This window comes from Epilithonimonas sp. 33E (assembly GCF_059372615.1).
On the sequence record NZ_CM182009.1, the window covers coordinates 1,952,717 to 1,972,027 of the forward strand.

A 19,311-nucleotide genomic window follows, 5' to 3' on the forward strand; every position below is an offset into this window, starting at 1 on the left:
TTATTAGGAATCATTATTTTTTATTTCCTTTCCAAAAGCCTTTTTAGAAGCTTATAAATCTCAAACCAAAGCACAGAAACTGCAGCAGTAAGGAATGTTAATCCTAATTCTTTTACTGTAAGAGGCGCTACACTAAAGAATCCTGATACCGGCTTCACATATAGAATAACAAACAATAATACAAGAACCAACGCGGAAATACCTACTAATAAATAATTGCGATTTTTAAAACTTTCAAAAATACTGTAATGGAAAGATCGATTTACCAAACTCAGTAAAATATTCGCAAATATTAAAGTACTGAACACCCAAGCTCTTGTTGTAGGCTCATCATTCCCCAGGTGGACAGAATGTTGATATATCCATAGTATTCCTGCTGTGATAACCAATCCCTGAATAATACTTACCATAAGCTCTCCCCAGTTCAGAAATGTATCTGTAAGCACTCTTGGAGGCCTTTGCATTGCATCTTTTTCAATAGGCTCATTTTCATACACAATGGAACAGGTAGGTCCCATTACCAGTTCAAGAAAAATAACATGAACCGGGGTAAATATGTGAGGGAATACCCATCCCAGGAATAAAGGCAAAGAAACTGTAAGGATAATGGGAATATGAATAGAAATAATATACTGAACAGCTTTTTTGATATTGGCATAAATTCTCCGACCCGCAGCAATTCCTACTACCAGCTTTTCAAGATCATCATTCGTAATGACGAGTGCTGCCGCTGATTTGGCAATTTCGGTTCCTTTATTTCCCATTGCGACTCCTATATGGGCAGCTTTTAATGCAGGACCGTCGTTCACTCCATCTCCCAACATGGCCACTACGTTCCCCTGTGCTTTCAGTGCATTCACCACTTCAAGCTTTGCTTCAGGAAACATTCTTGTAAACAGAGTCGTTTTTTCAGAAAGTTTCATTAAATCATCTTCTGAACTTGCGGTGACGTCACTCCCATTAACGGCCGGAGCATTATTGATAATCCCGGCCTGCAATGCAATGGCCTTTGTGGTATCCGCATTATCCCCTGTAATTACCTTTACCTTAATCCCTGCGTTATAAATATGCTGAAGAACTTCTTTTATTTCTTTTTTTGGAGGATCATAAAATGCGGTCAGTCCTAAAAATTCAAAACTAAAATCCTGCTGGTTTTCAGGGAAATTATTTCTTTCGAAATGAGATTTGGCAACTCCAAGAACCCGATATCCCTTTTCACCAAATTCTTTTATAATATTTCTGATTTTATTCTTTTCCTCTTCTGAAAGTTCAGAAACAGTAAGAATTGCTTCAGGAGCACCTTTTGCCGCAATAATTCTCTCTTTTTGTTCATTTTCAAAAAGATGGGTCATCATAGGAGGTTTTCCTTCCAACGGATATTCATGAAATAACTGATAATTTTTTCTGTCGTCAGAATCCTGAGTCTGCTCATACACCTTATGTAAGGTTATTTCCATCGGATCAAACGGAACTGGCTCACTGCTCCACATCGCATAATCAATAAGTTCATCCAGCTCTTTTGTCTTGAAATTCTCCTGTTCATAAATCGTATCAGACTTATAATCATAAAGATGTTTTAGCTGCATTGAGTTTTCGGTAATTGTTCCCGTTTTATCTGTACATATCACTGTAACACTTCCCAACGTTTCGACAATACTGCTTCGTTTGATAATAATTCCTTCCCGCATCAGCTTCCAGGCTCCCAAAGCCATAAAGGTGGTAAAAGCTACAGGAATTTCCTCAGGAAGTACAGACATTGCCAAAGTCAAACCACTTAATAAGCTGGTCACAAAGTCTTCTGTTTTAATATAACTAAAAATACATACCGCCAAAAAAATTATCAGTCCAATAATGGCCATGCCTTTTACAAAATTCCGGATCTGGAGCTGTAAAGGAGATATTTCTTCTTTTATCCCCAATATAGACTGCCCTATTTTTCCTACTTTGGTTTCTTTTCCTATTTGTTCTACCTCAAAAACTGCAAGTCCGGAAACAGTAATTGTTCCGCTATATACTTTATTATCTTCTGATTTGCTGTCTTTAAAAACAGAAAAGCTCTCCCCTGTAAGTGAAGACTGATTAACGGAAAAATCATTGCTATGTACAATGGTACCATCTGCATTGATCAGATTTCCTTCTTCGGTAATACAGAGATCTCCCACAGCAATTTCAAAAGTGGGTACTTTAATAATCTTTGAATTTCTTATGACCGTACTTAAAGGCTCGTTCAATTTTTCAAGTTCTTCCAGGGCCTTTTTACTTCGGTTATCCTGATAGAAAGAGATAGCCGTAACTCCTATTATCGCAACCAACATAAATAAAGCCTCACCATAGTCACCTATGATTACATAGATAAGTGAAACACATATCAATAAAATAAGCATGGGTTCTTTCAGAATATCAATAAGCATATCTGCCCATGTTTCTTTTTTAACCGCTTCCAGCCGGTTATATCCGTATTTTTTTCGGGAAGCTTCCACTTCCGCTTCTGTAAGACCTTTGAGATTTTCAGGGATATTGTAATTCATGTGAAATGGATGTAGTATTAAAATTACTGAATGTTTTTGTCATAACAGAATAATATTGATGATTTTAATCCTTAATTGATCTCCTTTTTAACCTGAACCACCCATTTTTCTATTTCCGATTTATCCGTAGAAGATAATTTTGCATTATGATGGATTATTGTATACGAGCTAAGCGGCATTTCTCCCTCTTTAACGGTTTCGACAATTTCATCTAATTTCTTCAATTTTCTTTCTTTAGTATAGGTATTAAATTCATCAAAATTCAAATGCCTCTTCCCTGAATTGACGTGATCTGCCAACCACCATTTTACCGGCTGTATATTACTATACCAGGGATATGCCGTATTATTAGAATGACAATCGTAACAGCTTGTTTTTAATAAGCCCTGTACATGGGATGACACCTGATAATGTTTTTCAATTGCATTCTCTGATGCGGCAACCGATATATTTTTATCGGTATCGAAAAACTGGATTATTACAAAGATTAATATAATGGCAAAGATTATTTTTTTTATTAACGATGACTTTTTCATAATGGTAAATGTTTAATTAAAAATTATTTTTATAGTATATATCTTTATTCTTCCTCTTCTGTATTTTTCAGTTTCATTAGAAGCGTGTAAGCGTTTTTGGTAACTATTTTTTTATTGCTGAAGTCTGCGAAGTTGAGAATTTGCACAAAGCCGTTTTCAGTTTCGCCTAAAGTGACAGGGGTCAGCCTGTATGTCTGTTTTTTAGTTTCCACAAAGACAAAATCTTTTCCTTCAAAATTTACGATACTTTCTTCCGGAATAGCGTTGGAAAAAGAGGTACTGGTTTCTATTTCGGCATTCATATACATCCCGGGAACCAGGCTCTGATCATATTTGTCAAAATGACAATGAACTTCTGCCAGACCTCCCTGGTTAATGTCTTTACTTATCAAAATTATCTCCCCGTAATATTTTTTAGCAGGGTCTGCATTGGTATATGCCACGAAGCGTTGTCCTTTTTTCAGGTTTTCCAGATCTTTCTCGTAAACTTTAAGATTTAGATGAATATCATCCGGATTAATTAATTCAAAAAGAACATCTGAAGGATTCACATACTTCCCGATATTGACATTTACTTTGCTTACAAAACCTGTAATGGTGCTATAAACAGGTACACTTTTCGTAATGCTCCCGGATTTTAAAGCTTCCGGATTAATATTGATAAGGCGGAGCTGCTGCGCAAGAGAGTTCATCAAAATACGCTGGTTATTAAGCTCGGATTGTGCTTGTTGCATTGCTTTGTCACTACTAGCCTGGCTTTGGTTCAGGGTTTTCTGGCGGTTGTAGTCCAATTCTGCAAAATGTGACTTGGATTTTGCCATCAGATAATCCTGCTGAAGCTGGATGAACTGTGGATTTTCTATGACAGCAATAACTTGTCCTTTGGAGATTGGCATCCCAGGAAGAAGGCTGCTGGACTTGAGGTAACCGCCGAGTGGAATGCTTACCGAAACCAGATTCTGTGGCGGAACATCTATCATCCCGTTAAGCTTCAGTACCGACGATATGTTTTGTAAAGACAGCATTGTAGTCTCTATCGGTGCATTTTTCAGTTGTGTATCGGTAAGCATTACGACATTTTGATCTTTCGGCAAATTGGCTTTCGGATCTTTCGGATCTTCTTTTTTGCATTGGATAAAGACGAAAAAGCTTATTAATAATGTATATATTGAGATTGATTTCATTTTTTATGGATTTAATGTAAGGTATTCCAGTTCAATGGCACTTTGGTTAAGCCTCCAAACGGCATCGGTATAATTATTTTTCAGCGTTACTGCCTGATTTACTAATATCACAAATTCCAGATAGTTGATTTCTCCTGCCAAGAACTGTTTTTTTGCCGTTTCGGTAATGATGTCTGCGTTTTTCAGGTCAGACGTTTCGTACCGGGAAACTATTTCCAGATTGGTCTGATAGATTCGGTTGGCTTTTTTAAGCTGGTTTTGCAGGTTAAATTCTGCATTTTTCATTTCACTTTCAGCCACGGACTGCGAAACTTTTGCGGCTTCTATTCTGGCTTTTTGGCCACCGGAGAAAATGGGAACAGAAACCCCTACCTGCACCGAATGAAACTGTGGCGAAGCATTATAGACTTTATCATCCGCTCCCATCCCTTTGAAACTGTTCAGGTTATACGCCAGCTGCAGACCGGGAAGCATTTTTGCTTTTTCCAGTGCTATTTGTTCGGCAGAAATATTTTTCTGTTGCTCCCATATTTTCAGCAAAGGATGCTCTGTCAATGTATTATTTAATGATGTTGCAAAAGATTTTGAATCATTTGGGGTAAAATCCGTTTCGGTATTCAGAAGCCACTGAAACTGGTATTGAAGCACGGAAAGCTCCTGCTGTAACTGCTTAAGCTGTATTTCTATGGCAGATTTCTGGTTAGAGGCCGTGGTTTTTTCCAGAATGTTACTTTCTCCGGCTTTCAGACGCAGGCTCGCCTTATCAAAAAAATCGGAATAGAGCTTCAAAGTTTCGTTCAGCAGCTTTTCTTTTTCTTTCCAATATAAAATATCATAGAAGGTATAACTAACCGCTTTTTTGAGTTCAAATTCTTTTAAAGAAACATTAAGCAGAGATTTTTTCCATTCTTCGGTATACACATTTTTTTGTTTTTTATACACCGTTGGAAAAGCTATGCTTTGGGCAACCCCGAATTTCATATCATTATACGCACTGTTAATCTGTCCGTAATCCATAGTAAAGGCTGTCTGCGGAATATCCGAAGCGGATTTTATCAATACTTTGGAATATTCTGCCTTTAGTTTCTCGTTCTTTAGATTTCTGTTGTTTTCCAATGCTTGATTAATTGCGTTCTGCAAACTGATCGGAGTTTGGGATTTGGCTTGGAATCCTAATAAGCTACAAACCAAAATTACTAATGTTACGATATTTTTATTATTTCTTTTTTTCATTTTAAATCCTTTTTCAATAGTTACGTATAGCAGGGGCAAAACAAATAAGGTAAGGAATGTTGCCACCATCAATCCTCCGATAACAACCGTTGCCAGTGGACGTTGCACTTCTGCTCCTGCACCGTTGCTTACTGCCATCGGGATAAAACCTAACGATGCCACGAAAGCCGTCATCAGCACGGGGCGCAGTCGGGACTCACCGCCATCAACAACAATTCTTACAATATTTCGGATACCGCTTTTGTAAAGTCGGTTAAATTCTGAAATCAAAACAATACCATTCAGTACGGCTACACCAAAAAGTGCAATAAAACCGACTCCTGCGCTTATACTAAAAGGCATCCCCCGAAGAGCCAAAAGAAATACGCCTCCAATAATGGAAAGTGGGATTGCCGTGTAAATTAGTAAACTTTCTTTAATAGATTTGAATGCAAAAAACAACATTACAAAAATAAGAGCCAATGCAATGGGAACGGCTACCATAAGGCGTTGTTTGGCATTATTCAGGTTTTCAAAGGAGCCTCCGTATGTCATATAATAACCGGTAGGGAGTTTCATTTCTTTATCCACCTTACCTTGGAGTTCTTCTACGATGCTCTGTACATCTCGTCCTTTAATATTAAATCCTACGACAATTCTTCTTTGTGCATTTTCTCTTTGGATTTGGTTCGGACCATTTTTTACTTCTACTTTTGCCAGTTGCGAAAGAGGAATCTGATTTCCAAAAGGAGTTGGAACAAGAAGATTTTTAATATCATTCACGTTTTTACGATCGTTAGAATCAAGACGGACAACCATATCAAAACGTTTCTCTCCTTCAAAAATCAAACCTGTGCTCTGTCCTGCAAAAGCAGCATTCACAATCCTGTTGATGTCCGAAATTGACAGGTGATACTGTGCTATCAAAGGACGGTTGTATTCTATAATTACCTGTGGCATTCCAGAGATTGGCTCTATGTACAGATTCTGGGTTCCTTCTACCGTTTCTATTATTTTGCCAAGTTTCTGTGCGTTCTGAGAAAGAACATCCAGATCGTCACCAAAAATTTTCACAACTACATCTTGTCTTGCACCTGTCATCAACTCATTAAAACGCATCTGAACCGGAAATTGAAAACTCGCCGTAACTCCAGGGACATCTTGCAATTCTTTGCTCATTTTATTTGCTAATTCCGGAAAAGTAGTGGCTGAAGTCCATTCTTTTTTATCCTTAAGAATGACCATCATATCCGAAGCGTCCATCGGCATCGGGTCAGTTGGTACTTCTCCACTTCCGATTTTGGTTACCACTTTCTCTACTTCAGGAAATCTGGATTTGAGGATATGAGCAGCTTTTTGGGTACTTTCGATCGTGGTAGTAAGGTTACTTCCTGTTAAAACTCTGGTATCAACGGCAAAATCACCTTCTTCAAGGGAAGGAATAAACTCGCCTCCCATTTTGCTAAGAATAAAGATTGCCAACACAAACAGGGCTATCACCACAGAGAAAACCGTTTTCGGGATTCTGAGGATTTTTAGTAACGTTTTAAGATAAATCTGCTCTACTTTCTTCATCATTCTATCTGAGAAACTTGGCTTTGAGCTTCTTTTTTTCAGCAATACAGCGCTCATCATCGGAATATAAGTGAGTGAAAGCAGAAATGCGCCCAACAATGCAAAAGCAACCGTTTCTGCCATCGGTTTAAACATTTTTCCTTCTATTCCCTGTAGAGTAAGGATCGGCAGATACACGATTAGGATAATAATTTGCCCGAAAACAGCGCTGTTCATCATTTTTCCTGCAGAATCTATAACAATGGTATCCATTTCCTGTTTTCCGACTGAAAATATTTTTTTAAACTTTGAATTATGACTGAACTGATGCAGTACCGATTCTACAATAATCACTGCGCCGTCTATAATCAAACCAAAATCCAGTGCACCGAGACTCATCAGGTTACCGCTAACCCCGAAAAGATTCATCATACATATCGCAAATAGCATGGCCAAAGGGATTACCGATGCCACAAGTAATCCTGCCCGGAAATTCCCGAGGAAAAGAACCAATACAAAAACTACGATTAAAGCACCTTCCGTCAGATTTTTTTCTACTGTTCCTATGGCATTGTTTACCATTTTTGTGCGATCAAGGAAAGGTTCTATCACTACTCCTTTTGGAAGTGTTTTCTGTATTTGAGCTATTTTTTCTTTAACGTTTTTAATGACCTGATTGCTATTTTCGCCTTTAAGCATCATCACCACAGCTCCCGAAACTTCACCCTGATCGTTATAGGTCATTGCTCCGTAACGGGTAGCAAAACCTGTTTTAACCTTCGCAACATCCCGAATAAACAACGGAATATCATTCTTTTTGGTTGCAATGGCAATATTTTGAATATCTTCAATATTACCTATTAAACCTTCGCTTCTAATGTAAAGAACCGTTGGTCCTTTTTCGATATAGGCACCGCCAGTATTTTGGTTATTGGTATTCAGGGCATCAAACACATCGTTGATGGTAATCCCGTAAGCGTTCAGTCTATCGGGATTCACGGCAATCTCATATTGTTTCAGCTTTCCACCAAAACTGCTGACTTCCGCAACACCTTTCACACCCAGTAGCTGCCTTCTCACAATCCAATCCTGTATGGTTCTCAGCTCTGTAGTATTGTATTGTTTTTCGTAACCTTTTTCGGGTCTTACCACATATTGATAGATCTCGCCCAGTCCTGTAGAAATGGGTCCTAACTGTGGTGTTCCTATACCTTGAGGAATGACGGATTGAACCTGCTGAAGCCTTTCCGCAACCTGTTGCCTCGCCCAGTACACATCTACATTATCCTCGAAAACTATCGTTACCAACGACAGACCGAACCTGGAAAAGCTCCGGATTTCCTTTAATCCCGAAATATTATTATTAGCCTGCTCTATCGGGAAAGTTACGAGCCGCTCTATATCTGTAGCCCCAAAAGAGGGCGCAATGGTAATAACCTGTACCTGATTGTTGGTAATGTCGGGTACTGCATCTATCGGCAGCTTGGTTACCTGATAAGATCCTACGCCTATCAGTCCCAAAACCAACAGTGCAATAATGAGTTTATTCTTTACAGAAAACTCAATGATTTTTGTAAGCATAAAAATTTATTAATCTTGATGAATATATTATGTCCCGATCGAAGCATCATCTGTAAACAGACATATTACTTATCGGAATAACTTCCGTCATTTTGAATGAGGAAGAAGAAAATCAAAAAAATTAACAAAACTTTGGCGGTTGCCAGATAGAATTCAGGATTTCCAGATTATAAAAATTACTTTTATAAAAAGATTTTTTGGACGGTATTACCTGCAGAATATTTTTAGGAAAGTGAAGCGTAAATGGTGATGCTAAGGTAAAAACTACAACAAGATGACATCCATGTGAGATAAAAGGTAGTTGCTGATCGGTCTTATAATCCGCATCTTTCACCGGATTGTCATAATGCATTTTAATAAAAGAAACCAAGGTGATTTTTGGGTTTTCTCCTTTGTGCTCTAAATAATGTTCTATCAACACCGGCATTTTCAAAAACTGATACAGCTCGGTTGTAGAAACCAAGTATAACGACAATAACAATATTGCAATCAGTTTTTTCACTGATCAAAATAAACAAAAGTTCTGTTAAGAATGATTTTAAATTGATATAATTAATCTAACCGGCTTATTATAAACATCTTGCTTGAAATAAAAAAAGTGAAACACATGGTTTCACTTCTCATTATTATGCGGATCAATTTGATTAATATCCAAAGATCTCTTCAAGACTTACCTCTTTGAACTCTCCCATTTTGTTGATAGAATCCATATTCAGGTTTTCTTTTTTTCCGATGATTGCGGTATTGTATTTCAATGGTTTGATTTCGGAATTATAAAAAGATGTCAGTTGAGGCAGTGTCAAAGATTGTATCTCAGCATAAACATCCTTTCTGACATCATAATCCAGCCCTAATTTTTGTAACGCCAATTGGTTATAGAAGATATTAGTCCTGTTGATTCTGTTGGATGCAATTTGCTTCAAAGCAGAGCCTTTTGCGTTCTCGAACTGAGCCGGAATCTGAGGAAAATCTGCCATCAGGTCACTCATTGCAGCTACGGCTAAAGGTAATTTGTTGGCTTGTGTTCCGATATAATTGGTGACATAATTAGGATGATTTTTTTCCGTGGCATTAGCATAGGAAACATAAGCAGAATAGGCCAAAGACTTACTTTCGCGGATCTCCTGGAAAACGATAGATGATAATCCACGTCCAAAATATTCATTAAACACATTGGCTTTTCCAAAATTAGCAATATCTACATTTCCAGCTTTTGCTACCTTAGACATTTCCATCTGTACCATATCATAGTTCGTAAAATATACCTTGCCTTCTGTTGAAGGTTCTGCATATTCCTTAGCTTTTGAAGGCTGCAGTTTTGTATTAATAATAAAAGGTTTTACGGCTTTTTCAAGTCCTTTTTGGTTCTCTCCGTAAAGGAAAACTTCATAAGGATATTGATTCAGGGTTTTGATTTTTGACATCAACTCGTTCACATCAATATTTTGCAGACGTTCTTTGGAAATTACATCCGTCATTCTGGAGTCTTTTCCAAACTTAGCATAGTTTGCTAAAGCTGCCATGATTTTATTCTTATCTTTTTTAGCCACTTCTCTGGATTCCAGAATTGTTTTCACTGTCTGGTCATAGATGCCTTTATCGGCTTTTACGTTATTGATCCAATGATTCATCAATTCTACTCCTTTTGGCATATTGCTTTCCAGCCCACTCAGGGTAATAATCATCTGATCATTCGCTGTTCTGAAAGTATTAGAAATTCCCAGTTTGTAAAATTCTTCTTTCAATTGTTCCGGCGTATATTTATCAGTTCCAAGATACTGCAACACAGTTACACCAAGAGCCAGTTCCTTGTCATTATCTGTTCCGAAAGGGAAAATATAATTAACCTGAGCCACTTCGTTATATTTATTTTTAACGAAGCTGATTTTCTTGTCTTTGATTGTAGAAGTAGCAATTGCTGTTTTGAAATCAATGAACTGAGGCTTTATATCAGAAGATTTTGTATTAATGATATCTTTCAGGAAAGGCGATTGCGCTTCTCTGTTTAATTTGATTGGTGTGATGCCCGGGTTTTCTACACGAACTAATTTGTCATTAACACCTTTTTCTTTGTAAACGACTACATAATTATCCTTGAAAAAATCATTAGCAAATTTCACAACATCCGCTTTTGTAATGGCTTCATATTGGTTGATCTCATCCAGTTCCTGCTCCCAGGTTCTGTTGCCGATATAAGTAGAATATAATGTAGTAGCTAATCCGTCAGCAGTTTCCCAACGTTTCATTCTCTGAACTTTCAGGTCATTCACGATAGCATTCAGCATCCAGTCCGGGAATTGCCCTTTTTTAACCAGATCGATTTGCTCTAATAATAATTTCTTAGCCTCATCAAAGCTCTGCCCATCTTTCGGAACAACACTTAATACGAATGCACCATAAGTTTTGAAAGGTGATTCATAAGCACCGGCACCAAGTGTTTTTTGTTTCTGATTGATGTTAAGATCAATCAAACCAGCGTCTCCACTGTTACTCAATATTTCGGCAACAACATCAGCTAATCTGGCTTCCTGTGTTCCATTAGAATCTGTTCTCCAGGCCATGGTCATTCTTGGTGCAGAAGGACTTTTTACCGTTCTGGAAACAATGCTGGTCATTGGCTCCTCAGACACCATTTTCTTCATTGGTAATTCTTTGTATTTGAATGTTCCAAAATACTGATCCACCAGTTTAATGGTTTTATCAAAATCCAAATCACCAACTAAAACGACTGCCATATTATTAGGCACATAGTAAGTATCGAAATATTTGTGAATCGCTACCATAGAAGGGCTTTTCAAGTGTTCCGAAGTTCCAATGGTTGTTTGCTGACCGTTTGGATGTTTAGGGAACAATGCTTCCATCATTGCATAGTTGACCAATCTTCCGTCGTTATCCTGCGCACGGTTATATTCTTCGTAAACAGCTTCCAATTCTGTGTGGAATAATCTCAAAACCAATTCGGAGAAACGCTCATGCTCCACTTTCAGCCATTTTTCCAGTTCGTTGGACGGGATGTTGTTTTTGTAAACCGTTTCGTCTAACCAAGTGTGCGCGTTGGTTCCGGTTGCTCCAAGAGAAGAGATCGCTTTATCATACTCATTAGCGATCGCATATTTAGAAGCTTCCTGAGAAACCTCGTCGATTTTCTTGTATAAAGCTTTTTTCTTTGCAGGGTCTTTCTCGGCTTTGTGCTGCTCATACAAATCAGAAATCTGCGCTAGCAAAGCTTTTTCCTTTGCCCAATCGCTGGTTCCCAATTTAGAAGTTCCCTTGAAAACCATATGTTCCAGGTAATGTGCTAATCCTGTATTATCGCTTGGGTCATTGTTGGAACCAGTTCTTACAGGGATATAAGTCTGGATTCTTGGTGCATCATCATTTTTAGCAAGATAGACTTTCAGTCCGTTTTTTAAGGTGTAAACCCTAACGCCTGACTGGTCGTTTTTTACCGTCTCGTAGGTATAACCCTGTTTATCTGTATTGGTTTGTGTTTCAAATTTCTGTGCCATTGCATTCATCATAAATAATAGTGAAATCGAAATAAATAGTTTTTTCATAGTAATACTTTTATTTTTTCGGAGCGTAATTTACGCAACATTTTATTAGTTGCCAATTGTTGGGGATTGTTACTTATGAGAAGGATAAAGTTCGTGTAAAATTTCCTTCGTTTCAACTCATTAGCATTTTTTAGTTTTTTTTTAAATTGACAAATAAAAGTTTATTTGATTCATCATAATCATTATAAAATTTTTCATTAATGTAATCCGCAAGTTGAATTATATCGTAAGTGTAATCGTCACAATGATTATACTTTCTGATTAATACATTTTGAAGTTCATTATCAATATAATCTTCTGAATTATAATATTCATTACTGCTCTCTTGATTTTCTATTTTCAATCTAAATTCAGGAATCAGTTTTTTATAATTATCCACAATAATTTCTGTTCCAATTTCAACACTTTTAATATCTGAAATTATTTTCTTTGAGCGTACTTGCATAATTCCATATGTTTTTTCTTTGGATGTGAATAAACTGATTAAGTACTCAATTAAGCGATAAATTTTAGGTCGATTGAAATTTTCGTGAATTATAATTGCATAAATAATTTGTTTTAATCGAACATTTCCATTAACAGCAGGATTAATTATTTTCGAGTATTTTTTTTCAATGAATTTGTACATCGATTTTATATATTCAAACTTTCTTTTTTCTGCACCCGAATTTGATGTTGGTAAATTATTAATTAATGTATATAAAAAAATTAAAATAATTATCCACAGTTCATTAGCTATATTGCTAAAATCAGGCAATAAATTTTCTTTTGTTATAATAATTTTTTGATAGATAAAATATGAAATACCAATTATGAAAATGCTATAAAGTACCTGTTTTTTCCAGTTAACAAGAAAACCTCTTCCAACCAATATATTAAAAAGAATTCTAAAGGCTACATAAAAAATATTTACGAAATATATATCTATAACGAATTTATCCAAATCAAAATAATATAATATTGCGCTTAAAATTATAATAAAAACAACTGGTGTTAAAACTCTGAAACTAAAATTGAAAGCAGGAGCTTCATCTGTTTCTAAAAAACTTGAAATCTGAAAGTATTTTAGATCTGTTGGAGTATATCGACCAATAATGTTTATTAAAAAAAATAAAAATATAGATATTGTAATTTGTATAATTATTATCATTATTTGATTTTTTGAGGGTTAAATTTTCTTTTGATTATGTAAAATATCCAAATATAAGTATTGAATCAATAACATATATTATATTAAACAAACAAAACCACCCTCACCCACTTCGCAAGTGGCTAAGGGTGGTTATCATAGTGTCAATCACAGGTTGGTCAAGTGTCTGCGAGTACTTCTTCAAGTAGCAATTGGCATTTGGTTAAATGGTTGCAGGCGGTCAGCTATAGCCTGTTAGCACTTAGGTAAATAGCTGCCAGCACTTATGCAAGTGTCTGTGGTTACTTATACAACCTATTGCCGACACTTGCCCAACCTGCTCTAGGCATTTCGGAAGGTGAGATACCCCCTCCCGAACCACCCCTATGAGGTTTTGTCAACATCTGTATTGGGTGGTGTAATGGGTGCTCCTGCGGTAAAGAACTGCTTCATATCTTCATAGACTACCGTAGTTCCAGGCATATCCTCCCTAGATAAAAATTTGAGGTTACGATAGAAAGTGATGGAGTTATGGTAGTTGTCAAAATCCAGCAAAATCTTAGTGTCGGAAAACTGCTCGGTCAAGGAGTTGAGTCTTTGCATACGGCTTTCCATCTGTTGCCTTGCCTCGTAATCTTTGTCATACTCTACCTTGTCCAAAAACGGTGGAACATATTGCGGATACTGCTCCATATAGCCTTTGGCTTTGTTCACAAAGAGTTTGTTCTGCTCGGCGATACTGCCGTACTGCTGGCGTTGTTCGGGCGTCAGGTTGATGGTTTTGCCTAGCAATACAGATTCGATCATGCTGATAGCGTCATCTAGTTTTGTAAGTTCTGCATTCGTGAACTCTACACTGATTAAATTTTCTAGTGCCATTTGTCTTTTTGTTTTTAAAAATTAATATTAAAGTGAATTATAAAGAATATACAGCAAGTGGCATTGCTTGCCGGTATATCAATTATCTAAAGTGTGATTGGGAAATCAATTACGTCATTAATCTCCGGAAATACTCCAAAGACTGTCTGAGATGTAATGTTGAGGTTGGATTGTTCTGCTGTTGCAGGTGTTGCCAAAAGTAAAGCCTGGCAAAGCGGGGATTTTGTAATCATTTTTAATATCATTTGTGTCTAGGACAAATATATTTAAAAAATTGATACAGTAATGCTTGATCCAAAATATTTGGATAATTATATAAAAAGCACTGATATATAATCAGTGCTTTTTGTTTCTGTTATAAGTGTTCTAATTCTAGACGATGGATTTCAACAGATGCCTTTTGGTTGGTTGCTAAGATTTCAAACCCTAAATAATATTTGTCCGGAAAATAATTTACATTTCTTGCCGTCACGAAATATTCTGAGAAATCTTTATCATTTAATCTACAAGTAAAGATATTTCCTTTTTTCTCTATTTGGATTTGTACAACTTCATTGAAATTTTTATCCAAATATTTCCTTGCATCAAAAGATAACTGCTCACCATAACTTCTGGACAACAGATAAATTCCTTTATTCTTGTCCCATATCTTATCTTTCTTTTCTAATGTTGTACCTTCTGCAGTAGTGCTTAAAACTCCAAACTCGTTTGTGATATCATATCCTATTGGTGTTACAAAAGTAATAGTGTTACTCGGATGTTTCCAAATCTCAAACTGAACTCCCTTTCCTATATGGATCAAAAATCGGTCATTTTTCAGAACATTTATATTCAGTTTGACATCTAATGTCATTTTAAAGTCTTTTGAGAAATCAAACTTTTCCAAGTTTTTATAAAATCTCGCTTTCTTATAGATTACTTCCTTGCTAATACCTAGATTAAACCAATCTCCGGAATTATAATTTTTGGTACTGATAGTAAGATAATTGTCTTTGATTTCTGTAAGATTGGTTGTAATAATATATGTAGAATAATTACTAAGAGGAGGGTTTGTAGTTATTGCCCAATTTCTACCGGATGAAAAATCATCAATAATTTTAAGCTTTGTGTAAGGTAAAGTAGAAGCATTTAGTTTTGTGAGTGTGGGTGTAATATTTTTAATCTTTTGATTAATTAGTTTCCATTGCTTATTGCCTTCGTGCAACATCGTAAAAAAATCGAAAATTTTAATACCCATTCCAATGGCATTACCGGTAATATTACCTTGTGTCACGTCGTAGATCCCATTATAAAACATCAATCCATCACTAATATTTTGAGATATTTGCTGGAATTTTTGATTGGGGATTGCATTCAGCAAAGAAGAATTGACAAGTTCAACATATTGTAATGTATTTAGATTTGTAGAATTTATGGAATTTAGATTTGTAGAAAAATCGGCATTCTGAAGATAATCATTGACATCTGTATTGTATCCATAAACGGTTGCCAAATATGCTTTGGCGTTATCATTATCCAGTTTTCCATCAACAAGCAAACTTTCCAATAATGTCCCGAACTCTTCGTTAACCAGTTTTTCAAAATTACTATTTTGTTGCGCATTGAAGAATATGAGGTTGCAGAAAAACCAAAGAAAAGTAATTTTTGTTCTCATAATTTCTTGTTTAATAATTAGGAACCGCATCCCACTCAGACTTTGAAATCACATCTTCACAAGGGCATCTGTTTTGATCCTCCAAAATAGCTTTTAGTCCTGCAATAATGGTTTTATTATATGCCTGACTTGCCTCAGTATTGTATGTGCACTTAGCAATTGCAGCAGCGCCGCAAAAGGTCCACGCTTGAACTTCAGCCGGATCTTCCTGGCTCAATTTCAAATATTTATCATACAGAGGGCAGTTATCCACAGATTCTATAGCTTCACTAGGATTGGTACTGGAAAGAGTAAACAGAAACTCATTACCATCATTTTTACCAGAATAGAATTTGTTGTTCCCAACAAGTCTTATATAGTATGTATTATACTTTGGCTCTGTATGGTAATAGTAACCTGAGGTTGTTTTCTTATAAATATTTGATTTGTTAGGTTCTGTGAGACTAATCTCATCCCCATTTTGTTCAATACTTACAGTATAATTTCCATCGCTTGATGTATAATTGCCTGTTTGCAACGTTTGTGCATTGAGCATACAACAGGTTAAAATTAATAAGATGAAATAAAATTTTGTCCGCATAATTTTACTTTTTAATTCAGATTTAAAATTAGGGCAGTTAATTCAGACCTGAAATACCCTGTTTAAGGTATTTTAATTCTTTACAAACAGGAAATAGCAATTATATTCTGGAAGATTTTATTTCAAAATGTCCAAAAAAAAGAACTTAAACTAATTGATGAGAAATTGAAGCAGAAATTCTTAATTACAAAATATAAAAAACGGAGTCTTGCGACTCCGTTTTTTATATAACACTTTAGGTAATAATTATACCACACTCAAAAAAGCCATCGTATCCACATTATCGGCATAAGTATCCAGTGAAGGATTTTGCGTTTCTCCAAAACCGATTGATTCTAATCCCAGCTCCGGTTTTGCAACAATGGTCTGTATCTCTTCTTTGTAGTTTTCTAAAAATACTTTCACTTCTTCCGGACTTTTATAACGGGAAAAATTAATCACAGATAACGGACTGAAGAGTTTCTCATCTTCCTTCAGCATCACAAAATTATTATCCCAGAACTGGTCTTGGTTCAAGAGATAAATGGCTCTGTTGTAATCATAATTATTCGCATATTTGTTATGATTGATAACATCTTTATAATGGATGAAATTCTCAAACAATCTGTCCAATTTCATATCACCTGGAATCATGATCCGGGTTACATTTCTGCAGCCCAATCCGAAATAACGGAAAATATCATCAGCTAACAATTGTAATTCTTCATTAGTTTCATCGCCTTTCAAGACTGCGACAGACGTTCTGTTTTTCCTGATGATGCTAAGGCTGTCTTTGAAATAATATTCCAGATATCTTGCTGTGTTATTACTACCTGTTGCAATCACAGCATCGAAGTTTTCTAATTTTTCAACAATATGATATTCAATTTCATTATTGGAGAACCCGTTCCAGAGCTGCAACATAAAAGGTAAAACCAGACGGTCTTTTGAAGATAATTTGATGACAGGAGTATGATTGCTCAAAACCACCGAGATCACATCGTGGAAACCAACTAAGGGGATATTACCCGCCAATATCAGTCCTACTCTTTTTGGTGTACCGGACAACTGATATTTGGAAAGCCATTCTTCTATAGCCTCTCTGGTAAAAAGACTCGCCCATTGTTGCAGGTTATAACGTTGATTTTCTTGGGTGAACCATGGATTTTCGATTTCAGAACGTGTCATCAGATAAGCTAATCGTTCTTCCTGTTCATTATAATCCTCATCATTTTTTTGAATGAAATCATTAATGAAAATTCCTAATTTTTCGAGCCCCAAAATTTTGTTTTTGTTCAGCATAGCTGGCTTTTTTTTTGTAATTTTGCACAAAAATATAAATAAATATAGCAATGGCTATCAAGATAACAGACGAATGTATAAATTGTGGCGCTTGTGAGCCGGAATGTCCGAACACTGCCATCTATGAAGGAGCTGTAGACTGGAAAGCATCAGAAGGAACCTCACTGAAGGGAATGGTGGTTTTGTCGTCAGGACTTTCTGTAAATGCTGATGCCGCTCAGGAACCTGTTGCGGACGATTATTATTTCATTGTAACAGACAAATGTACGGAGTGCAAAGGATTCCACGAAGAGCCGCAGTGTGCTGCCGTTTGCCCTGTTGATTGCTGTGTTCCGGATGAGGATCACGTAGAAACCGAAGAACAACTTTTAGCAAAAAAAGCATTCCTTCATAACGAATAACAATCAGCCAACAGCTTCACGCTCTTGACTTTAGAATTAATAAGCCTAATACCTAATTACTTATAACTAAATGAAAAAACATAATTTTAGCGCAGGTCCCAGCATTCTTCCTGAGGAGGTTTTTCAAAAAGCAGCAGATGCCGTTCTGGATTTCAACGGTATGGGATTATCTCTTTTGGAGATCTCTCACAGGAGTAAGGAATTTGTTGCTGTAATGGATGAAGCCCGTGCTATTGTAAAAAGACTGATGAATCTTGGAGATGATTACGAAGTATTGTATCTGCAAGGTGGCGCAAGTCTTCAGTTTTTGATGGTACCTTATAACCTTTTATCCGTAAATGGAAAAGCAGCTTACACGAATACCGGAACTTGGGCATCAGGTGCTATCAAGGAAGCTAAAATGGTTGGTAATGTAGATGTTGTGGCATCTTCAAAAGAATCGAATTATAATTATATTCCGAAAGATTTTACAGTAGGTTCGGAATACGATTATTTCCATTGTACTTCCAACAATACGATTTTTGGGACGCAAATGAAATCTTTCCCGAAAGTAGATACGCTTTTGGTTTGTGATATGTCTTCTGATATTTTCAGCAGAGAATTGGATTTTTCTCAGTTTGATTTAATTTATGCAGGTGCTCAGAAAAATATGGGTCCGGCTGGAGCAACTTTGGTTGTGGTTAAAAAATCGATTCTTGGAAAAACAGGAAGACAGATTCCAACTTATCTGGATTATGCTGTTCATATTGATAAAGAATCGATGTCTAATACACCTCCGGTTTTTGCTGTTTATGCGTCTTATCTGACATTGAAACATCTTGAGGAAAACGGAGGAATTGCAGCCGCCGAAGCCAAAAATAATGCAAAAGCTAAATTGCTTTATGACGAGATCGACAGCAATCCAAACTTCCAGGGTGTAGCAGCTGTAGAAGACCGTTCCTTTATGAATGTGACTTTTACTTTGACAGATGAGTCTAAGCAGGAAGCTTTTGACGCAGCCTGGAAAGCAGCAGGAATCAGCGGACTGAACGGACACAGAAGTGTTGGCGGTTACAGAGCAAGCATCTACAATGCAATGCCGATAGAAAGCGTACAAGTTTTAGTAGATGTGATGAAAAGTATCTAAGTACTTTTCTCATTATAAATTATTAAACGTCTTCAGCTAATTGAGGACGTTTTTTTGTTAAAATAATGTTAATCAGAAGAAAAAGTCGTATCTTAGCCCACCTTGATTT

The 19,311-nt window shown here is 36.4% G+C and carries 14 protein-coding genes; 2 read left to right on the top strand and 12 right to left on the bottom strand.

All coding sequences use genetic code 11. The features are described from left to right. Positions 1-20: 20 nt before the first annotated feature. From AC5P2S_RS08990 to AC5P2S_RS09045, 12 genes are all read right to left on the bottom strand, one after another. A complete protein-coding gene (locus AC5P2S_RS08990; RefSeq protein ID WP_494554685.1) occupies positions 21-2,528 on the bottom strand; it encodes a cation-translocating P-type ATPase in 2,508 nt (835 codons plus the stop codon). A 71-nt stretch (positions 2,529-2,599) separates the two neighbouring features. Continuing rightward, positions 2,600-3,064, bottom strand: coding sequence for a heme-binding domain-containing protein (locus tag AC5P2S_RS08995; protein ID WP_494554686.1), 465 nt, complete (start codon positions 3,062-3,064; stop codon positions 2,600-2,602). Between the two features lie 44 nt (positions 3,065-3,108). Next, positions 3,109-4,248 (bottom strand): efflux RND transporter periplasmic adaptor subunit, encoded by a 1,140-nt coding sequence (locus tag AC5P2S_RS09000; RefSeq protein WP_494554687.1) that lies wholly within the window; start codon positions 4,246-4,248, stop codon positions 3,109-3,111. Positions 4,249-4,251: 3 nt separating this feature from the next. After that, a complete protein-coding gene (locus AC5P2S_RS09005) occupies positions 4,252-8,595 on the bottom strand; it encodes a CusA/CzcA family heavy metal efflux RND transporter (protein WP_494554688.1) in 4,344 nt (1,447 codons plus the stop codon). 121 nt (positions 8,596-8,716) lie between these two features. After that, positions 8,717-9,097 (bottom strand): hypothetical protein, encoded by a 381-nt coding sequence (locus AC5P2S_RS09010; RefSeq protein WP_283415430.1) that lies wholly within the window; start codon positions 9,095-9,097, stop codon positions 8,717-8,719. A gap of 142 nt (positions 9,098-9,239) precedes the next feature. Next, positions 9,240-12,152, bottom strand: coding sequence for a M16 family metallopeptidase (locus tag AC5P2S_RS09015; protein WP_494554689.1), 2,913 nt, complete (start codon positions 12,150-12,152; stop codon positions 9,240-9,242). 130 nt (positions 12,153-12,282) lie between these two features. Beyond that, complete coding sequence (locus tag AC5P2S_RS09020; protein WP_494554690.1) at positions 12,283-13,302, bottom strand: hypothetical protein; 1,020 nt, start codon at positions 13,300-13,302, stop codon at positions 12,283-12,285. Between the two features lie 363 nt (positions 13,303-13,665). Then, positions 13,666-14,160, bottom strand: a complete 495-nt coding sequence (locus AC5P2S_RS09025; protein ID WP_494554691.1) for a hypothetical protein — start codon at positions 14,158-14,160, stop codon at positions 13,666-13,668. 86 nt (positions 14,161-14,246) lie between these two features. Continuing rightward, positions 14,247-14,393 (bottom strand): hypothetical protein, encoded by a 147-nt coding sequence (locus AC5P2S_RS09030; protein ID WP_283415435.1) that lies wholly within the window; start codon positions 14,391-14,393, stop codon positions 14,247-14,249. 122 nt (positions 14,394-14,515) lie between these two features. Next, entirely contained in the window at positions 14,516-15,814 is a 1,299-nt protein-coding gene (locus AC5P2S_RS09035) for a hypothetical protein (protein WP_494554692.1), read from the bottom strand. 10 nt (positions 15,815-15,824) lie between these two features. Next, positions 15,825-16,394, bottom strand: coding sequence for a hypothetical protein (locus tag AC5P2S_RS09040; protein ID WP_494554693.1), 570 nt, complete (start codon positions 16,392-16,394; stop codon positions 15,825-15,827). Positions 16,395-16,640: 246 nt separating this feature from the next. Next, on the bottom strand, positions 16,641-17,675 hold the full coding sequence (locus AC5P2S_RS09045) for an aldehyde dehydrogenase family protein (RefSeq protein ID WP_494554694.1): 1,035 nt from the start codon (positions 17,673-17,675) through the stop codon (positions 16,641-16,643). A gap of 50 nt (positions 17,676-17,725) precedes the next feature. On the opposite strand from AC5P2S_RS09045, the gene AC5P2S_RS09050 reads away from it, so the two are divergent. Both AC5P2S_RS09050 and serC read left to right on the top strand, forming a co-directional pair. Next, positions 17,726-18,076 carry a 4Fe-4S dicluster domain-containing protein gene (locus tag AC5P2S_RS09050; protein ID WP_283415439.1) on the top strand — a complete coding sequence of 117 codons (351 nt, stop codon included), beginning with the start codon at positions 17,726-17,728 and terminating at the stop codon, positions 18,074-18,076. A 70-nt stretch (positions 18,077-18,146) separates the two neighbouring features. Continuing rightward, positions 18,147-19,202, top strand: a complete 1,056-nt coding sequence (serC, locus tag AC5P2S_RS09055; protein WP_283415440.1) for a 3-phosphoserine/phosphohydroxythreonine transaminase — start codon at positions 18,147-18,149, stop codon at positions 19,200-19,202. Positions 19,203-19,311: the final 109 nt, after the last annotated feature.

Coding starts and splice junctions, on each gene's coding strand:
- AC5P2S_RS08990 (WP_494554685.1), bottom strand. CDS start 2,528: ATGAATTACAATATCCCTGAAAATCTCAAAGGTCTTACAGAAGCGGAA.
- AC5P2S_RS08995 (WP_494554686.1), bottom strand. CDS start 3,064: ATGAAAAAGTCATCGTTAATAAAAAAAATAATCTTTGCCATTATATTA.
- AC5P2S_RS09000 (WP_494554687.1), bottom strand. CDS start 4,248: ATGAAATCAATCTCAATATATACATTATTAATAAGCTTTTTCGTCTTT.
- AC5P2S_RS09005 (WP_494554688.1), bottom strand. CDS start 8,595: ATGCTTACAAAAATCATTGAGTTTTCTGTAAAGAATAAACTCATTATT.
- AC5P2S_RS09015 (WP_494554689.1), bottom strand. CDS start 12,152: ATGAAAAAACTATTTATTTCGATTTCACTATTATTTATGATGAATGCA.
- AC5P2S_RS09020 (WP_494554690.1), bottom strand. CDS start 13,302: ATGATAATAATTATACAAATTACAATATCTATATTTTTATTTTTTTTA.
- AC5P2S_RS09025 (WP_494554691.1), bottom strand. CDS start 14,160: ATGGCACTAGAAAATTTAATCAGTGTAGAGTTCACGAATGCAGAACTT.
- AC5P2S_RS09030 (WP_283415435.1), bottom strand. CDS start 14,393: ATGATTACAAAATCCCCGCTTTGCCAGGCTTTACTTTTGGCAACACCT.
- AC5P2S_RS09035 (WP_494554692.1), bottom strand. CDS start 15,814: ATGAGAACAAAAATTACTTTTCTTTGGTTTTTCTGCAACCTCATATTC.
- AC5P2S_RS09040 (WP_494554693.1), bottom strand. CDS start 16,394: ATGCGGACAAAATTTTATTTCATCTTATTAATTTTAACCTGTTGTATG.
- AC5P2S_RS09045 (WP_494554694.1), bottom strand. CDS start 17,675: ATGCTGAACAAAAACAAAATTTTGGGGCTCGAAAAATTAGGAATTTTC.
- AC5P2S_RS09050 (WP_283415439.1), top strand. CDS start 17,726: ATGGCTATCAAGATAACAGACGAATGTATAAATTGTGGCGCTTGTGAG.
- serC (WP_283415440.1), top strand. CDS start 18,147: ATGAAAAAACATAATTTTAGCGCAGGTCCCAGCATTCTTCCTGAGGAG.